Source organism: Nocardia bovistercoris (assembly GCF_015674855.1).
Classification (GTDB): Bacteria; Actinomycetota; Actinomycetes; order Mycobacteriales; family Mycobacteriaceae; genus Nocardia; species Nocardia bovistercoris.
This window is the reverse complement of sequence record NZ_JADMLG010000002.1, coordinates 1-12,337: the sequence shown is the minus strand read 5'-3', so window position 1 is coordinate 12,337 and position 12,337 is coordinate 1. Positions and strand designations below refer to the sequence as shown.

Genomic DNA, 12,337 nt, shown 5'->3' with positions numbered 1-12,337 from the left:
GCCGCGGCGGCGCGGCGCACATCCCGGTCCGCGGGTTTGCCGATCATCTCCCAAGTATTCGTTGGAGCATCCGAATGAAAACAACTTCGTACCTGTTTCCGGGACAGGGTTCGCAGCGCGTCGGTATGGGACGCGACCTCTGTGACGCGTATCCGGAAGTCGTCGCACCCCTGTTCCGCACGGCCGACGAGATCGTCGGATTCGAGCTGTCCCGGCTCTGTTGGGAGGGGCCCGAGGAGCGTCTCGAACAGACCGATATCACCCAGCCCGCGGTATTCATCACCAGCCTCGCCGCCTACCGGGTGCTTGCCGAAAAATTGCCACAGCCCCTGGTCGTCGCGGGCCACAGCCTCGGCGAGTACACCGCGCTCGTCGCCGCGGGCGTCCTCGACTGGACCGATGCCCTCGCCTTGGTGCGCCGTCGCGGCGTGCTGATGGCCGAGGTCAACGCGTCGACGCCGGGCGCCATGGCCGCCGCGCTCGGCCTACCCGGCACCGAGGTCGAGCGGCTGTGCGCCGAGGTGCGCGCGGACACCGGCGCGGTGGTCGAACCCGCCAACTACAACAGCGCCGACCAGACCGTGGTGTCCGGCGCCGTCGCGGGCGTCGCCGCGTTCACGGCGCGGGTCGAGGCGCTCGGTCGCGCGGAGGTGAAGGTCAAGCGCATCAAGGTCGGCGCGCCCTTCCACAGCTCGATGATGGCGCCCGTCGAGGCCGAGTTCGCCGCGGATCTGGCCCGTGTGCGCTTCGCCGACCCGGTGCTGCCGGTGATCGCCAATGTCACCGCGCGGCCGGTGTGGACGGGGGAGCAGGCGCGGGCCGCGTTGCGCCGCCAGCTCGCCGGTGCGGTGCGCTGGAGCGAGACCATGGCCACCGTGGTCGATTTCGGTCCCGACGCCTTCGTCGAGGTCGGGCCGGGTCGGGTGCTGAGCGGTCTGTGCAAGCGCGCCCATCCCGAAATTCCCAGCTACTCGGCAGCAGACGCGCGGCGGATCGCGGCGACGGTCGCCGCCGCCTCGGAGTCCGTCGATCGCGTGGCATGACGGGCGCCGCGGTGGCGCGAAGAAAGGCGACTGGTCTGTTCATCGACGTTCGCCGACCCGTTCCCAGAATTCCACAGCGAGTGATTCATATTTGATTCCGAATTCCAAGACCATGAGTTCGTTGGCATCGCTGTCCGGGAGCTTGGACAGCGATTTGTGTGCGGTGAGATAGCGGTCCAGTCGACTCTGGTGGGCCGCCTTCTCGTTGTCGGCCATCTTGGTGACATCCTCGGGTGCGGCCAGGCTGCCGAAATACAGTTTCAGCAAACCGCTGTCCCGGAGTTCGTGGGTCGGATCCTCGGAACTCGCCGACAGCCATTCGTCCAGTTTTGCCCGGCCGAGATCGGTGATACTATAAATTCGTCGACGGCGACCTGTGGGTTCCTGATAGCCGGAAAGCAACTTCTTCTCGGTCAGGCGTTCGGGTTCGGCGTAGATCTGGGAGTGCGGAAAGGACCAGAAGAATCCGATCGAACGGTCCACGTGTTTCTTGATGTCGAATGGTGTGCACGGTCCTGTCCGTGCGACCAGGCTGAGCACGAGATAGGACGTCGGGCTGAGCTTGAGGGGCGTCAAGAGCTCACTCCTCCCATGTCGGGTTGCGACGTGCGCACTGCGGGGCCGTCGCTTGTGGCGGTGGCGTTTCAGGCCGTGTCGCGAATGGTGGCGATCGACCCTGTTTCGGTTGTTGTGGAACTTCCGCGTTTCGTAATCCGCCTACTCCACTCCCCAAGCAACCTACGGGCCGGACTATACATTTCGGACTGTTGCCATGTCAACGGCTGGAGCCGGGTCGGGCCACCCCGCCGGGTGTCACGGCGGTCTCGAACACCACCTTCCGTGACACCCGCCCGATCACGGTTTCAGCAACGGCCCCAACGCTTTTCCGGCGAGCTCCAGCACTCCCGGCTCGTGCCCGTTGGCGACCATGTTGACGATCAGCCCGTCGACCCCGTGGCGCAGGATTCGGTCGCGGAGCTGATCCGCGACCTCCTCGGGATCGCCGATGAACAGCTTGCCCGCCATGGAGGCTCGCACCTGTTCGGCCCGCGCCGGATCTTTCACCCGCGTCGCGAACATCTCGTCGACGGTGCGATGGGCCAGTTCCGAGGTCTCGGCGATCGCCACGAACGCGAGGTAGCTCACATCGAGAGTCGCACGGTCGCGGCCGATCTCCTCGCACCGCTGCCGCAGCGCGTCGAGTTTGCGCGGCAGATCCACCGCGTCGCAACCGATGCTGAGATGGTCCGCGTGCCTGGCGGCGAGGGCGAAGGTCTTCTTCTCGCCCGCGCCGCCGAGCATGATGGGCAGGTCGTCGCGCACCCTCGGTTCGTTGATGGCGTTCTCCACCCGGTACCACGTGCCGTCCAAGGACGGTCGTGACCCTTGCAGCATCGGCCGGATGATGCGCAGCGCCTCGTCCAGTCGGTCGAAACGATCACTGACGGAACCGAATTCGAATCCGTAGGATTTGTGCTCCAACTCCAGCCAGCCCGCGCCGAGACCGAGAACCGCACGGCCGCCGCTCATCACGTCGAGTGTGGTGATCATCTTCGCCAGCAGCGCCGGATTGCGATAGGTGTTGCCGGTGACCAGCGTGGACAATTTGACGGTCGCGGTGGCGGCGGCGAGTCCGCCGAGTGCGGTATACGCCTCCAAGGTCGGCCCGTGCGGCGGGCCGAAGCGCTGATAGAAGTGGTCGGTGAGGAAAACCGTGTCGAATCCGGCGCGTTCGGCTTCCCGCGCCTGCGCGATCACCGTCGGGAATATCTCCGCCACGGCGCCGCCGTAGTTGAAGTCGGGAATCTGGTATCCGAGGCGGACGATCGACCGCCCGATCGGCTGGGGCATGTGCACTCCTGATGTTCGAAGGGGTGGGGTCAGACGTCGCGGCGCAGCAGGGCGCGGCGGGCGAGAACCAGCACGATGAGCGTGAGGATCGCGGCGAAGGCCAAGCGTGGCCAGCCGCCGAGCGTGCCCATCAATTCCGGCGCGGCGTCGGCGCTCTGCGACAGTTTCGCCACGATGGCGCCCGGGGCCACCAGCGTCGACAGTTTGTGCAGTTCACCGAACGCGGCCGCCGACGCCGCCTCGGGCAGCACCACGTGCGCGGAGACCGCGGCCACCGCACCCGCCGAACTGCGGATCAGGATGCCGACCGCGATACCGAACAGCGCGACCGTCGGGAATACCGCGACGATGCCGAGCAGCCCCGGAAAAGGCTGACCCGCCGCGTATTTGGACGAATCGATGGCCGCGATGCCGACCAGGTAGGTCAATGCCGTCGACAGTACGCCGACGCCCGTCGAGACCACCGTGGCGACAAGGACTTTCGCGAGGTAGACCAGGTGCCGCCGCGGTGTGGCCGCGAGGACCGTCCGTATCGTGCCCGAGGAGTACTCGGTGGTCACCACCAGCGCGCCCCACGCGCCGAACAGGGCAAGCGGCAAGGTCGTCGCGGTGAAGGCGCCGCCGATGACCGTGTCGGACTTCTCCAGACTGTTGGAGAGGCCGACGATCATCGCGGCCACCGGACCGATCACCACCGCCAGCGTCGGCAGCAGCCACAGCGACCTCGCGGAACGGATCTTGATCAGTTCGGACCGCACCTGATAGCCGATGGCCGCCCGGAAACCCGAAGAGACGGAAGGCGGTTCGAAGGTCGCGGGGACGGTCGTCGCGGAGATGGTGGTCATGCTGACTCCTGTAATGATTCGTGGGGAGCGAAGGTGTGCAGGCCGGAGACCAGCCGGGTGAACACGTCCTCGACCGAGTCGTGGATCGGCGTGAGTTCGTCGAGCGCGATGCCGCGTGCCGCGGCTATCCGGCCGACCTCTCGCGACCGGAGTCCGCGCACGGTGCCGATATCGCCGCGGATCTCGACGCGGTCCGCGCCGACCGCCGCCGCCAACTCCGCGAGATCGGCGCTGCGCACCAGCACCATCGGCTCGCTGTGCCGCTCCACGAATTCGCGGGTGGGCTGATCGGCCATCAGCTTGCCTCGGCTCAGCACCAGCAGGTGGTCGGCGACCAGCTGGGTCTCGCTCATCATGTGACTCGACAGCAGTACGGTGCGGCCCTCGTCGGCCATCGCACGCAAGGTCTGCCGGATCCAGCGGATGCCCTCGGTGTCCAGCCCGTTCACCGGCTCGTCGAGGATCAGGATCGCCGGATCGCCGAGGATCGCCGCCGCGATACCGAGCCGCTGCCGCATGCCGAGGGAGAAGCCCTTGACCTTCTTCCCCGCCACATCGGTCAGCCCGACCCGGTCGAGCACCTCGTCCACCCGCCGCGGCGCGATGCCGTTGCTCGCCGCGAGGAAGGCGAGGTGCTGCGCGGCCGAGCGCGACCCGAGCACGTCACCGGCGTCGAGTAGCGCGCCGACGGTGTGCAGCGGGTATTTCAGTTCGCGGTAGCGGCGACCGAGGACGGTCACCGTGCCCGAGGTCGGGCTGTCCAGGCCGAGGATCAGCCGCATGGTGGTCGACTTGCCCGAACCGTTGGGGCCGAGGAACCCGGTGACCCGGCCGGGCTCGACCGTGAAGGTCAACTCGTCGATGGCCCGAGTCTTGCCGTATTGCTTGGTCAAGCTACGTGCTTCGATCATATTCCGAGAGTAGGAATCGGCGGCCCTCGACCACATCCAACCTCGGAGCGGTCTTTTCGAGTAGCTCTCGGGAGTGATGCGGCCGCCGCGCCGCGCATTACGCTGTGTCCATGTGGTCCGCCCGCGGGGCGGCGGACCGGTAGCAGGAGGGGCGAATTCCCTTGACGGAACAAGAGATCGAGAGCATACGCGTGCTGATCGCCGACGATCAGGAACTGGTGCGCGAGGGTCTGGCCGTCCTGCTGAACAGCCAGCCCGACATCGAGGTGATCGGGCAGGCCGCCGACGGGCGGCAGGCGGTGCTCGAGACCGAACGTCTCGGACCCGATGTGGTCCTCATGGATGTGCGGATGCCGGTCTGCGACGGGATCGAAGCCACCCGCGCCATCACCGCCGCGGGCCCGACCAAGGTGATCGTGCTGACCACCTTCGACCTCGACGCGTATGTGTACTCGGCGTTGAGCGCGGGCGCGTCCGGATTCCTGCTGAAGGAGTCCTCGGCCAAATCGCTGGGCGAGGCGGTGCGCGTGGTCGCGACCGGCGACGCGCTGCTGGCCCCCTCGGTCACCAAGCGCCTGCTCGCCGAATTCGCGCGCCAGGGCACCGGCCGAACGGGGGAGACCGGAGCCAAACCCGCCGACCTCACCGCCCGCGAGACCGAGGTGCTGATCCTGATCGCGCGCGGGCTGTCCAACTCCGAGATCGCGCGGGAGATGGTGATCTCGGATCAGACCGTCAAGACCCACGTCGGCCGGATACTCGACAAACTCGACCTGCGCGACCGCACCCAGGCCGCCATCTACGCCTACGAGACCCGCCTGGTGAACCCGCGTTAGCCGGGTCGTCGCGACGGCCGGAAAAAGATTTCGAGAAAAGTTCGGCGGACGTGTCGATCCGACGCCGTACCCGTTCGACCAGTGTGTGAGAGGGTCCGAGAGGGACCCGGACGAACAGGGAGACAGTCATGAAGTACATGCTGGTCATGCGCGCCACCGACGAGGCGTACGCGAACATGGGCGAGATCGATTTCGAGCAGATGCTCGAGACCATCGGCCGCTACAACGACGAGATGATCCGTGCGGGCGTGCTGGTAGCCGCCGAAGGACTCGCCGACGCTTCCGAAGGCGTTGTGGTCGACCACTCCTCGGAAACCCCCGTCGTCACCGACGGCCCCTACGGCGAGACCAAGGAACTGTTCGGCGGCTTCTACATCCTGAACGTGGCCTCCAAGGAGGAGGCCATCGAATGGGCCAAGCGCGCCCCCCTCAGCGGCCCCGGCCTCAAGACCGAGATCCGCCGAGTCCCGACGATCGATGAGTTCCCCCAGGACAACGAGTGGATCAAGAAGGAACGAGCATGGCGCGAGGCCACCGGCCAGCTCTGATCAACCAGCCCGCCCCCCACGCGTGAGGGACGAGTGGCCCACTGCACCGGACCGGAGCAGTCGAACTGAGCCCGCCCCCACGCGCGAGGGACAAGTCGACGGCCCGCACGTATTGTGCGGGCGTGAGCGACAACCCCGACCCGCCCGACACCGTCGCGCACCCGGCCGAGGAACCCCCCAAAGGGTTCGCGGCCGTCTCGCGTCCGAGCGATCGAGACAATGCGCCGCAGGCGCGAGTATCGATCGCTCGGACGCGAGACAAAAGGGGCCGCGAACCCCGCCGCGCCGAAGGCGCGGCCATAAACACAGTGTGGCGAATGGAGTCGGCTCGGATCGTCGGTGCACTCGCGCGGTACACCGGCGATTTCGCGCTCGCGGAGGACCTCGCCCAGGAGGCGCTGGCCGAGGCGCTGGTGACCTGGCCACGCGAGGGCGTGCCGAACAATCCGGTCGGCTGGCTCCTCACCGTCGGCCGCCGCCGCGCCATCGACGCCTTCCGCCGCCGCTCCTCCCTCGACGACCGCTACGCCGCTCTCGCCCGCGACCTTGGCGAGGGCGGCGCCCTCACCGGCGCCGCCCCCGCGGAAGCCGACCCCGACGGCCACGACGTGCTGTGGGATCCCGACCGGATAGACGACGACGTCCTCACCCTGATCTTCATCTCCTGCCACCCGGTGCTGTCCAGGGAGGCGCGGGTCGCGCTCACCCTGCGCGTGGTCGGCGGCTTGACCAGCGACGAGATCGCCAAGGCATTCCTGGTGCCGACCGCGACCGTGCAGGCGCGGATCACCCGCGCGAAGAAGACCCTGGGCGCGGCCCGCGTGCCCTTCGAGCCGCCTCGGGCGAGTGAACGGGCCGAACGGCTCGGTTCGGTCCTGAGCGTGATCTACCTGATCTTCACCGAGGGCTCGTCGGCCAGTTCGGGCGGCGACCTGATCCGCTTCGACCTCGCGGGCGAAGCGCAGCGGCTCGCGCGCGTGCTTGCCCGCCTCGCGCCGACCGAACCGGAGGTGCACGGCCTGCTCGCGCTGCTCGAACTGACCGCGGCCCGGTTCCCGGCGCGCACGGGCCCCGATGGTGAGCCGGTGCTGCTCGAGGATCAGGACCGCCGCCGCTGGGACCGTGCCGCGATCGTCCGAGGTCGTGCCGCGCTCGCGCAGGCCGAACGGCTCGGCCGCGGTCTCGGCGCCTACGGTCTGCAGGCCGCGATCGCCGAATGCCATGCCGTCGCGCTGTCGGTGGCGGAGACGAATTGGGAACGGGTGGTGCTGATCTACGAGGCGCTCGGCAGGCTCGCGCCGTCACCGGTGGTGCAATTGAACCGGGCGGTCGCGGTGTCGATGGCGAGTGGGCCCGCCGCCGCGCTGCCGATCGTAGACGAGCTGGTCGCCGGTGCGGCGCTGGGGAATTCGCATCTGCTGCCGAGTGTGCGCGGTGAGCTGCTGAGCCGGATGGGGCGCCGCGACGAGGCGCGCGCGGAATTCGAGGCGGCGATCGGGCTGTGCGGCAACGAGCGCGAACGCGCCCTGCTCGGTCGCAAGATCGCCGCGCTGGATTGAATGCCCGGTCAGTCCGCCGATTCGTCGTCGGGTTCGGACGGCGGGCCGGACAGCCGGATGACGCCCGCGTCGAGGTCGAGTTCGACGCGCGGGCGATGTGTCTGCCCGTCGCCGGTCTGCCCGCTCTCGTCGGTCAGCTTCTTGCCGGGAAACAGTTCTCCGATGACACCCACATTTCCTACGATAGTCCCGGCGCGCGGCCGCGTTCAGGTGCGAACGCTGAGCCAGCCGTCCATGAAGGCGTGGTAGCGGCAGTAGAACGGGTGCGAGCCGATCTCGGTGGGCGCGGTGAAGGTCACCGCGCGGCCGGGTTCGACGACCAGGTCGAACAGTCCCGGCCGTTTGCTGGTGACGCTGTGTCGGACCAGGTCGTTGTTGACCACGGTGATGCGGGCGCCGGGGGTGATCGGCGGCAGCGCACCGTAGTGCTGGTGTTCGATGGTGACCACGATCGCGGCGACGGGCGGGGGCCGCACCGGCGGCGCGACGGCGATCCCGTCGGTTTCGCCGCCGCCGCAGCCCGCCGCCGTCACACCGATGCCGACGGCGACGGTGAGTCCGGCGCGGCGGAGTCGGTGCTTTCGCCGCGATTCGATTCGGTTACTTTTCGCGGCGCGGTTCGATCTCATTCCACGACTTCTACGATATCGCCCGGCGACAGGTGATTATATGTCGCTTCCGCGCCTTCCGGAGTCATGCGAATACAGCCGTGCGACTGTTCTTCGATCGGTCCGATATGCGTGGCGATATCCCCGTTGAAGAACACCGCCCACTTCATCGGCGCATTGTGCATGGTGCTCCAGTGGTCTTCCTTCTTGAACGCGACGCGGAATCGACCCGGCGGCGTTTCGTAGCCGGGTCGGCCGTGGGAGATCGGCGTCGGGCCGTAGGTGACCCGCCCATCCTCCATCAGCCAGGCCTCGTTGGTGGAAAGTCGCATGCAGAGGCGGGTATCGGCCGAGCAGGGCGCATATACCGGCGCGGGTGGCAGCGGCGGCACGATGGCCGGGAGGCCGGGGATGTCGGGTCCGCCCGGCCACAGCGGCGTCGCCTGCGCGGTTGTCGTCGCGCCGAATATCACGGCCGCGATACCGGCGAGCAGCGCGTAGGTCGCGAGGCGGACACGTGAATTGTTGACGCTCATCTGGAACCCCTTTTCCACGACGGAAGTCGCTGTCCAGTGCGATGCGTCTCGTTTCGTCACCGAATTCTCGGGACCGCGCTTCGGGGTGTGCGGATCTCATTCGGATCCGGTGCGCGCATCGTAGTAAAACTTTATCGGCCGACCTGACCGGACCGTTCGGTTTTTCGCAGAAAACAATTTTTTCGACTGGAATCATCGCAATTCCGGCCCGCGGCGCCCGCGCGGTCGGTATCGTGACCGCACCGAGGTCGAGGAGGTTCCGATGCGACTAGGCATCTCGGTGAGCGCACTGTGGCGGCACCTGCGACGCGGCCTGCTCCTGTACGGCGCGAGCGTCGGCGGTTCCATGCAGTGCTATCAGGAAGCGCTGCGCGAACAAGCCGACCTCGACGCGGCGGCGGTCAGGGCCGAACTCGGCCACGAGCGGATCGATCTCGGCCGCTGCGACGCCGAGCGCTGGGACTGGTCGGTCCCGAACCTCTGGTACGACGTGGCGCATCGCGACTGAGTGCGTCCCGAGTCGTCGCGATCAGGGGATTCGTGCGGCCCCGGCGAGCATCGACACCGCTTCCGGGCGCGGATGCGGGCGCCACGAGTCGGGTCGCCAGTTGATCACCGAGGCGATTCCCGGCGGCGCGAGTTCGTATCCTCGGAAGAATTCGGTGATCTCGGCGCCCGTGCGTAGTCGGAACGGGACACCGCTGCGCAGGTTGGCGGCGTCGGTGTCGGCGAGGTCCTCGGCGGCCAGATGATCGCTGGTCGCGTGCGACAGCACCAGGAAACTGCCGCTCGGCATGGCCGAACACAGGGTGCGCACCAGCCGATACGCCTCCTCGTTGTCGGTGATGAAATGCATGACCGCGACCAGCATCAGCGCGATCGGCTCGCTGCGGTCGAGCACCTCGGTCACGGCGGGGGCGGTGAGGATGGACTCGGGGTCGCGCAGGTCGGCGTCGATATAGGCGGTCGCGCCCTCTGGGGAACTGCGCAGCAGGTCGCGGGCGTGCAGCAGGACGATGGGATCGTTGTCGACGTAGACGATGCGTGAGCTCGGGGCGATGTCCTGGGCGATCTCGTGCACATTGCCCGCCGTCGGCAGTCCGGCGCCGATGTCGAGGAACTGCCGGATGCCCGCGTCCGCCGCGAGGAAGGTCACCGCGCGGCGCAGAAAACTGCGATTCTCCACCGCGGCGAGCCGCACCGTCGGGAATCCGGCCGCCACCGCGTCCGCCGATTCCCGGTCGGCCGGATAGTTGTCCTTGCCGCCGAGCCAGTAGTCGTAGCGCCGGGCCGGATGCGGTTTGGAGGTATCGATCACCGGCCACGTCGAATCCGAGTCCACCACGCCCTCAATTCATCTCGACTAGTGTCCATTCTGTCAGCCCGACTTTCGCGCCCAAGGAAGGCCGTATCGTGCCGTTGCAGTACAGCCCCTATGACTTCGACGTCCATGCCGACCCGTACCCGTACTATGCCAGGCTGCGTGCGCAGGCCCCCGTATTCCGCAACGAGGCCGACGACTTCTGGGCGCTGTCCCGCCACGCCGACGTGCTGGCCGCGCTGCGTGATTCCGACCGGTTCTCCAGCGCCAACGGCCTGCGCATGGAACCCGCGTTCTGGGGTCCGCAGGCCGAACAGTTCTTCTCGTTCGTCGCGATGGATCCGCCCAAGCACACCAGGCTGCGCGGACTCGTGGTGCGCGCCTTCACTCAGCACCGCGTGCAGGCCCTCGAACCGCGACTGCGCACCATCGCGAAGGAACTGCTCGCGCCCCTGATCGAACGCGGCGAATTCGACCTGATCGCCGAATTCGCGGGCCCTTACCCCACCGAGGTGATCTCCGAACTCGTCGGCGTGCCCGAATCCGACCGCGCCAAGCTGCGCGAACTCGGCGCCCAGATCATGTACACCGAGGAGGAATCGACCGACCTGCGCCCCGAGGCGGTGCAGGCGATCGGCGCACTCGTCGGCTACTACACCGAACTGACCATCGAACGCGCCCGCGACCGCCGCGACGACCTGCTCTCGGCCCTGCTCGACGCCGCCGACGGCGACGACCGACTCACCCCCGAGGAAATCGTCGGCGTCCTCATCCTGCTCGTCGGCGCGGGCATCGAAACCACGATGCTCACCCTGGGCAACATCTGGCACGCCGGCGCCGAGCACCCCGACCAGCGCCGCGCGGCCCTCGGCGGCCGCATCGACGACTGGATCGCGGAGTCGATGCGCTACGACCCCGCGACCCAGTCCCAGTTACGCACCGCGACCACCGAATTCGAACTCCACGGCGTAACGGTCCCCGCGGGCGCCCGCATGCTCCTGCTCACCGGCGCCGCCAACCGAGATCCCGAGGTCTTCGACGATCCCGACGGCTTCGACCTCGACCGCGACACCGGAGCGGCCCTGATCTTCGGCAGCGGACGACACCACTGCCTCGGGTCCAATCTCGGCCTCCTCGAGTTGCGTGTCGCACTCCAGGAAATCGCGTCGACGGTGGCCGACTACGAGATCGATGACGAGCGGGCAGCGCGCATCCACTCCTCGAACAACCGCGGATTCGCCCACCTGCCCACCTCCGTCACCCGACGCTGACCGGATCGGCCTCGGCGCCTTCGCGAGACACCGAGGCCGTGACAGCGCGGGTGCGGTCTACGCGCCCGCCTCCGGCTGCGGCGCACCCGGATCGGACGGCAGCGGCGCGGAGAACCCCTCGACCGCCCCCACCGCGGCCCCCACCGCCGCCCCGATAGCCATCGCGGGCGCGGCGATCACCCCGTACCCGATCACCCCGCACACCACCGGCATGACCACCAGGCCCGCGGGCAGAAACGGAATACCGACGACAAGCCCCGTCGCCGCCCCGATCAACGCACTGGTAGCCGCCACCGGACTGGCCAGAGTCGCCCCGACGCTCGCCCCGACCACACTGGCCCCGAGCACATCCTCGGCAACCCGATCGGACCGAGCATGCTCCACCCCCGCCGACTCCAGCGCATCCGACAAGGACGACTCGGCGGCTTCGGCCCCGTCATTGATCTGCTGCGCGATATCCGGCGGAACGAAATCGGGCCTACCGGTCTCGATATCCCCGATCCGAATGGTGTTCGCAGAGGCAGGCGGAACGCCCGGCGCACCGGGATCGACAGACGCACCCGGCTCCGGTTCCGCCACGGCCGCCAGCGGTACGCCCAGCACACCGAAATCGGATTCACCGACAGCCGACGGCCACGCGGACGGCGCCGCGAACGCGGGAGCGGCAGCGATGGCCACGGCCACCGGCAGCGTCCCCACCAACAAAGAAGTGGTGGTGCGCCGAGCCACGCGACGATGGATACCGGTCTTAGAATTGACCATGGTTTCCTTCTCCAGGAGGTAGATGCCTACCCCTCTGATTCGGACCAGCCACCCCAACGGATGGACCAACAAAGCCGACCATCCCACCCCACCCCCCGAAACCCCCCTCGGCGAACCCCCAAGTGTCTCGTTCCAAGCCCCCACCCAGCCCCAAGGGAGCGAGCCCGACGAGCGACGGTTCGCGGCCGTCTCGCGTCCCAGCGGGCGAGACAATGCGACGCAGGAGCAAGTATCGCCCGCTGGGAC

The 12,337-nt window shown here is 68.0% G+C and carries 15 protein-coding genes; 6 read left to right on the top strand and 9 right to left on the bottom strand.

The features are described from left to right. Positions 1-74 precede the first annotated feature (74 nt). Positions 75-1,043 (top strand): ACP S-malonyltransferase, encoded by a 969-nt coding sequence (gene fabD / locus IT779_RS04105; protein WP_196147841.1) that lies wholly within the window; start codon positions 75-77, stop codon positions 1,041-1,043. Between the two features lie 39 nt (positions 1,044-1,082). Here fabD and IT779_RS04100 read toward each other — a convergent pair whose 3' ends face one another. The 4 genes from IT779_RS04100 to IT779_RS04085 form a co-directional block, all read right to left on the bottom strand. Further along, a complete protein-coding gene (locus IT779_RS04100) occupies positions 1,083-1,619 on the bottom strand; it encodes a PadR family transcriptional regulator (RefSeq protein ID WP_196147840.1) in 537 nt (178 codons plus the stop codon). 279 nt (positions 1,620-1,898) lie between these two features. Next, positions 1,899-2,894 (bottom strand): TIGR03560 family F420-dependent LLM class oxidoreductase, encoded by a 996-nt coding sequence (locus tag IT779_RS04095; protein ID WP_196147839.1) that lies wholly within the window; start codon positions 2,892-2,894, stop codon positions 1,899-1,901. Positions 2,895-2,923: 29 nt separating this feature from the next. Next, entirely contained in the window at positions 2,924-3,739 is an 816-nt protein-coding gene (locus IT779_RS04090) for an ABC transporter permease (protein WP_196147838.1), read from the bottom strand. Continuing rightward, entirely contained in the window at positions 3,736-4,650 is a 915-nt protein-coding gene (locus tag IT779_RS04085; RefSeq protein ID WP_196147837.1) for an ABC transporter ATP-binding protein, read from the bottom strand. The genes IT779_RS04090 and IT779_RS04085 overlap by 4 nt, the downstream gene beginning before the upstream one ends. Positions 4,651-4,811: 161 nt before the next feature. On the opposite strand from IT779_RS04085, the gene IT779_RS04080 reads away from it, so the two are divergent. The 3 genes from IT779_RS04080 to IT779_RS04070 all read left to right on the top strand — a co-directional run bounded on the left by IT779_RS04080 (position 4,812) and on the right by IT779_RS04070 (position 7,593). Continuing rightward, complete coding sequence (locus IT779_RS04080) at positions 4,812-5,486, top strand: response regulator (protein ID WP_196147836.1); 675 nt, start codon at positions 4,812-4,814, stop codon at positions 5,484-5,486. A 128-nt stretch (positions 5,487-5,614) separates the two neighbouring features. Beyond that, on the top strand, positions 5,615-6,034 hold the full coding sequence (locus IT779_RS04075) for a YciI family protein (protein ID WP_196147835.1): 420 nt from the start codon (positions 5,615-5,617) through the stop codon (positions 6,032-6,034). A gap of 317 nt (positions 6,035-6,351) precedes the next feature. After that, positions 6,352-7,593, top strand: coding sequence for an RNA polymerase sigma factor (locus IT779_RS04070; protein ID WP_196147834.1), 1,242 nt, complete (start codon positions 6,352-6,354; stop codon positions 7,591-7,593). A gap of 8 nt (positions 7,594-7,601) precedes the next feature. On the opposite strand, the gene IT779_RS04065 is transcribed toward IT779_RS04070, so the two are convergent. The 3 genes from IT779_RS04065 to IT779_RS04055 are packed head-to-tail and all read right to left on the bottom strand — an operon-like array spanning position 7,602 to position 8,737. Further along, positions 7,602-7,766, bottom strand: coding sequence for a hypothetical protein (locus IT779_RS04065; protein ID WP_196147833.1), 165 nt, complete (start codon positions 7,764-7,766; stop codon positions 7,602-7,604). Between the two features lie 33 nt (positions 7,767-7,799). Then, positions 7,800-8,222, bottom strand: a complete 423-nt coding sequence (locus IT779_RS04060; protein WP_196147832.1) for a cupredoxin domain-containing protein — start codon at positions 8,220-8,222, stop codon at positions 7,800-7,802. Next, positions 8,219-8,737, bottom strand: coding sequence for a L,D-transpeptidase (locus IT779_RS04055; RefSeq protein WP_196147831.1), 519 nt, complete (start codon positions 8,735-8,737; stop codon positions 8,219-8,221). Before IT779_RS04055 ends, IT779_RS04060 begins: the two co-directional genes overlap by 4 nt. Positions 8,738-8,999: 262 nt before the next feature. Here IT779_RS04055 and IT779_RS04050 point away from each other — a divergent pair, with 262 nt between their 5' ends. Further along, positions 9,000-9,245, top strand: coding sequence for a hypothetical protein (locus IT779_RS04050; protein ID WP_196147830.1), 246 nt, complete (start codon positions 9,000-9,002; stop codon positions 9,243-9,245). A 21-nt stretch (positions 9,246-9,266) separates the two neighbouring features. Here IT779_RS04050 and IT779_RS04045 read toward each other — a convergent pair whose 3' ends face one another. Continuing rightward, positions 9,267-10,079, bottom strand: coding sequence for an SAM-dependent methyltransferase (locus tag IT779_RS04045; RefSeq protein ID WP_196147829.1), 813 nt, complete (start codon positions 10,077-10,079; stop codon positions 9,267-9,269). A 71-nt stretch (positions 10,080-10,150) separates the two neighbouring features. Here IT779_RS04045 and IT779_RS04040 point away from each other — a divergent pair, with 71 nt between their 5' ends. Then, a complete protein-coding gene (locus IT779_RS04040; RefSeq protein ID WP_196147828.1) occupies positions 10,151-11,329 on the top strand; it encodes a cytochrome P450 in 1,179 nt (392 codons plus the stop codon). A 57-nt stretch (positions 11,330-11,386) separates the two neighbouring features. Here IT779_RS04040 and IT779_RS04035 read toward each other — a convergent pair whose 3' ends face one another. Beyond that, positions 11,387-12,160: a hypothetical protein gene (locus IT779_RS04035; RefSeq protein ID WP_196147827.1), complete on the bottom strand. Its 774-nt coding sequence runs from the start codon at positions 12,158-12,160 to the stop codon at positions 11,387-11,389. Between the last annotated feature and the right edge of the window lie 177 nt (positions 12,161-12,337).

Coding starts and splice junctions, on each gene's coding strand:
- IT779_RS04070 (WP_196147834.1), top strand. CDS start 6,352: ATGGAGTCGGCTCGGATCGTCGGTGCACTCGCGCGGTACACCGGCGAT.
- IT779_RS04050 (WP_196147830.1), top strand. CDS start 9,000: ATGCGACTAGGCATCTCGGTGAGCGCACTGTGGCGGCACCTGCGACGC.
- IT779_RS04055 (WP_196147831.1), bottom strand. CDS start 8,737: ATGAGCGTCAACAATTCACGTGTCCGCCTCGCGACCTACGCGCTGCTC.
- IT779_RS04085 (WP_196147837.1), bottom strand. CDS start 4,650: ATGATCGAAGCACGTAGCTTGACCAAGCAATACGGCAAGACTCGGGCC.
- IT779_RS04095 (WP_196147839.1), bottom strand. CDS start 2,894: ATGCCCCAGCCGATCGGGCGGTCGATCGTCCGCCTCGGATACCAGATT.
- IT779_RS04090 (WP_196147838.1), bottom strand. CDS start 3,739: ATGACCACCATCTCCGCGACGACCGTCCCCGCGACCTTCGAACCGCCT.
- IT779_RS04075 (WP_196147835.1), top strand. CDS start 5,615: ATGAAGTACATGCTGGTCATGCGCGCCACCGACGAGGCGTACGCGAAC.
- IT779_RS04060 (WP_196147832.1), bottom strand. CDS start 8,222: ATGAGATCGAACCGCGCCGCGAAAAGTAACCGAATCGAATCGCGGCGA.
- fabD (WP_196147841.1), top strand. CDS start 75: ATGAAAACAACTTCGTACCTGTTTCCGGGACAGGGTTCGCAGCGCGTC.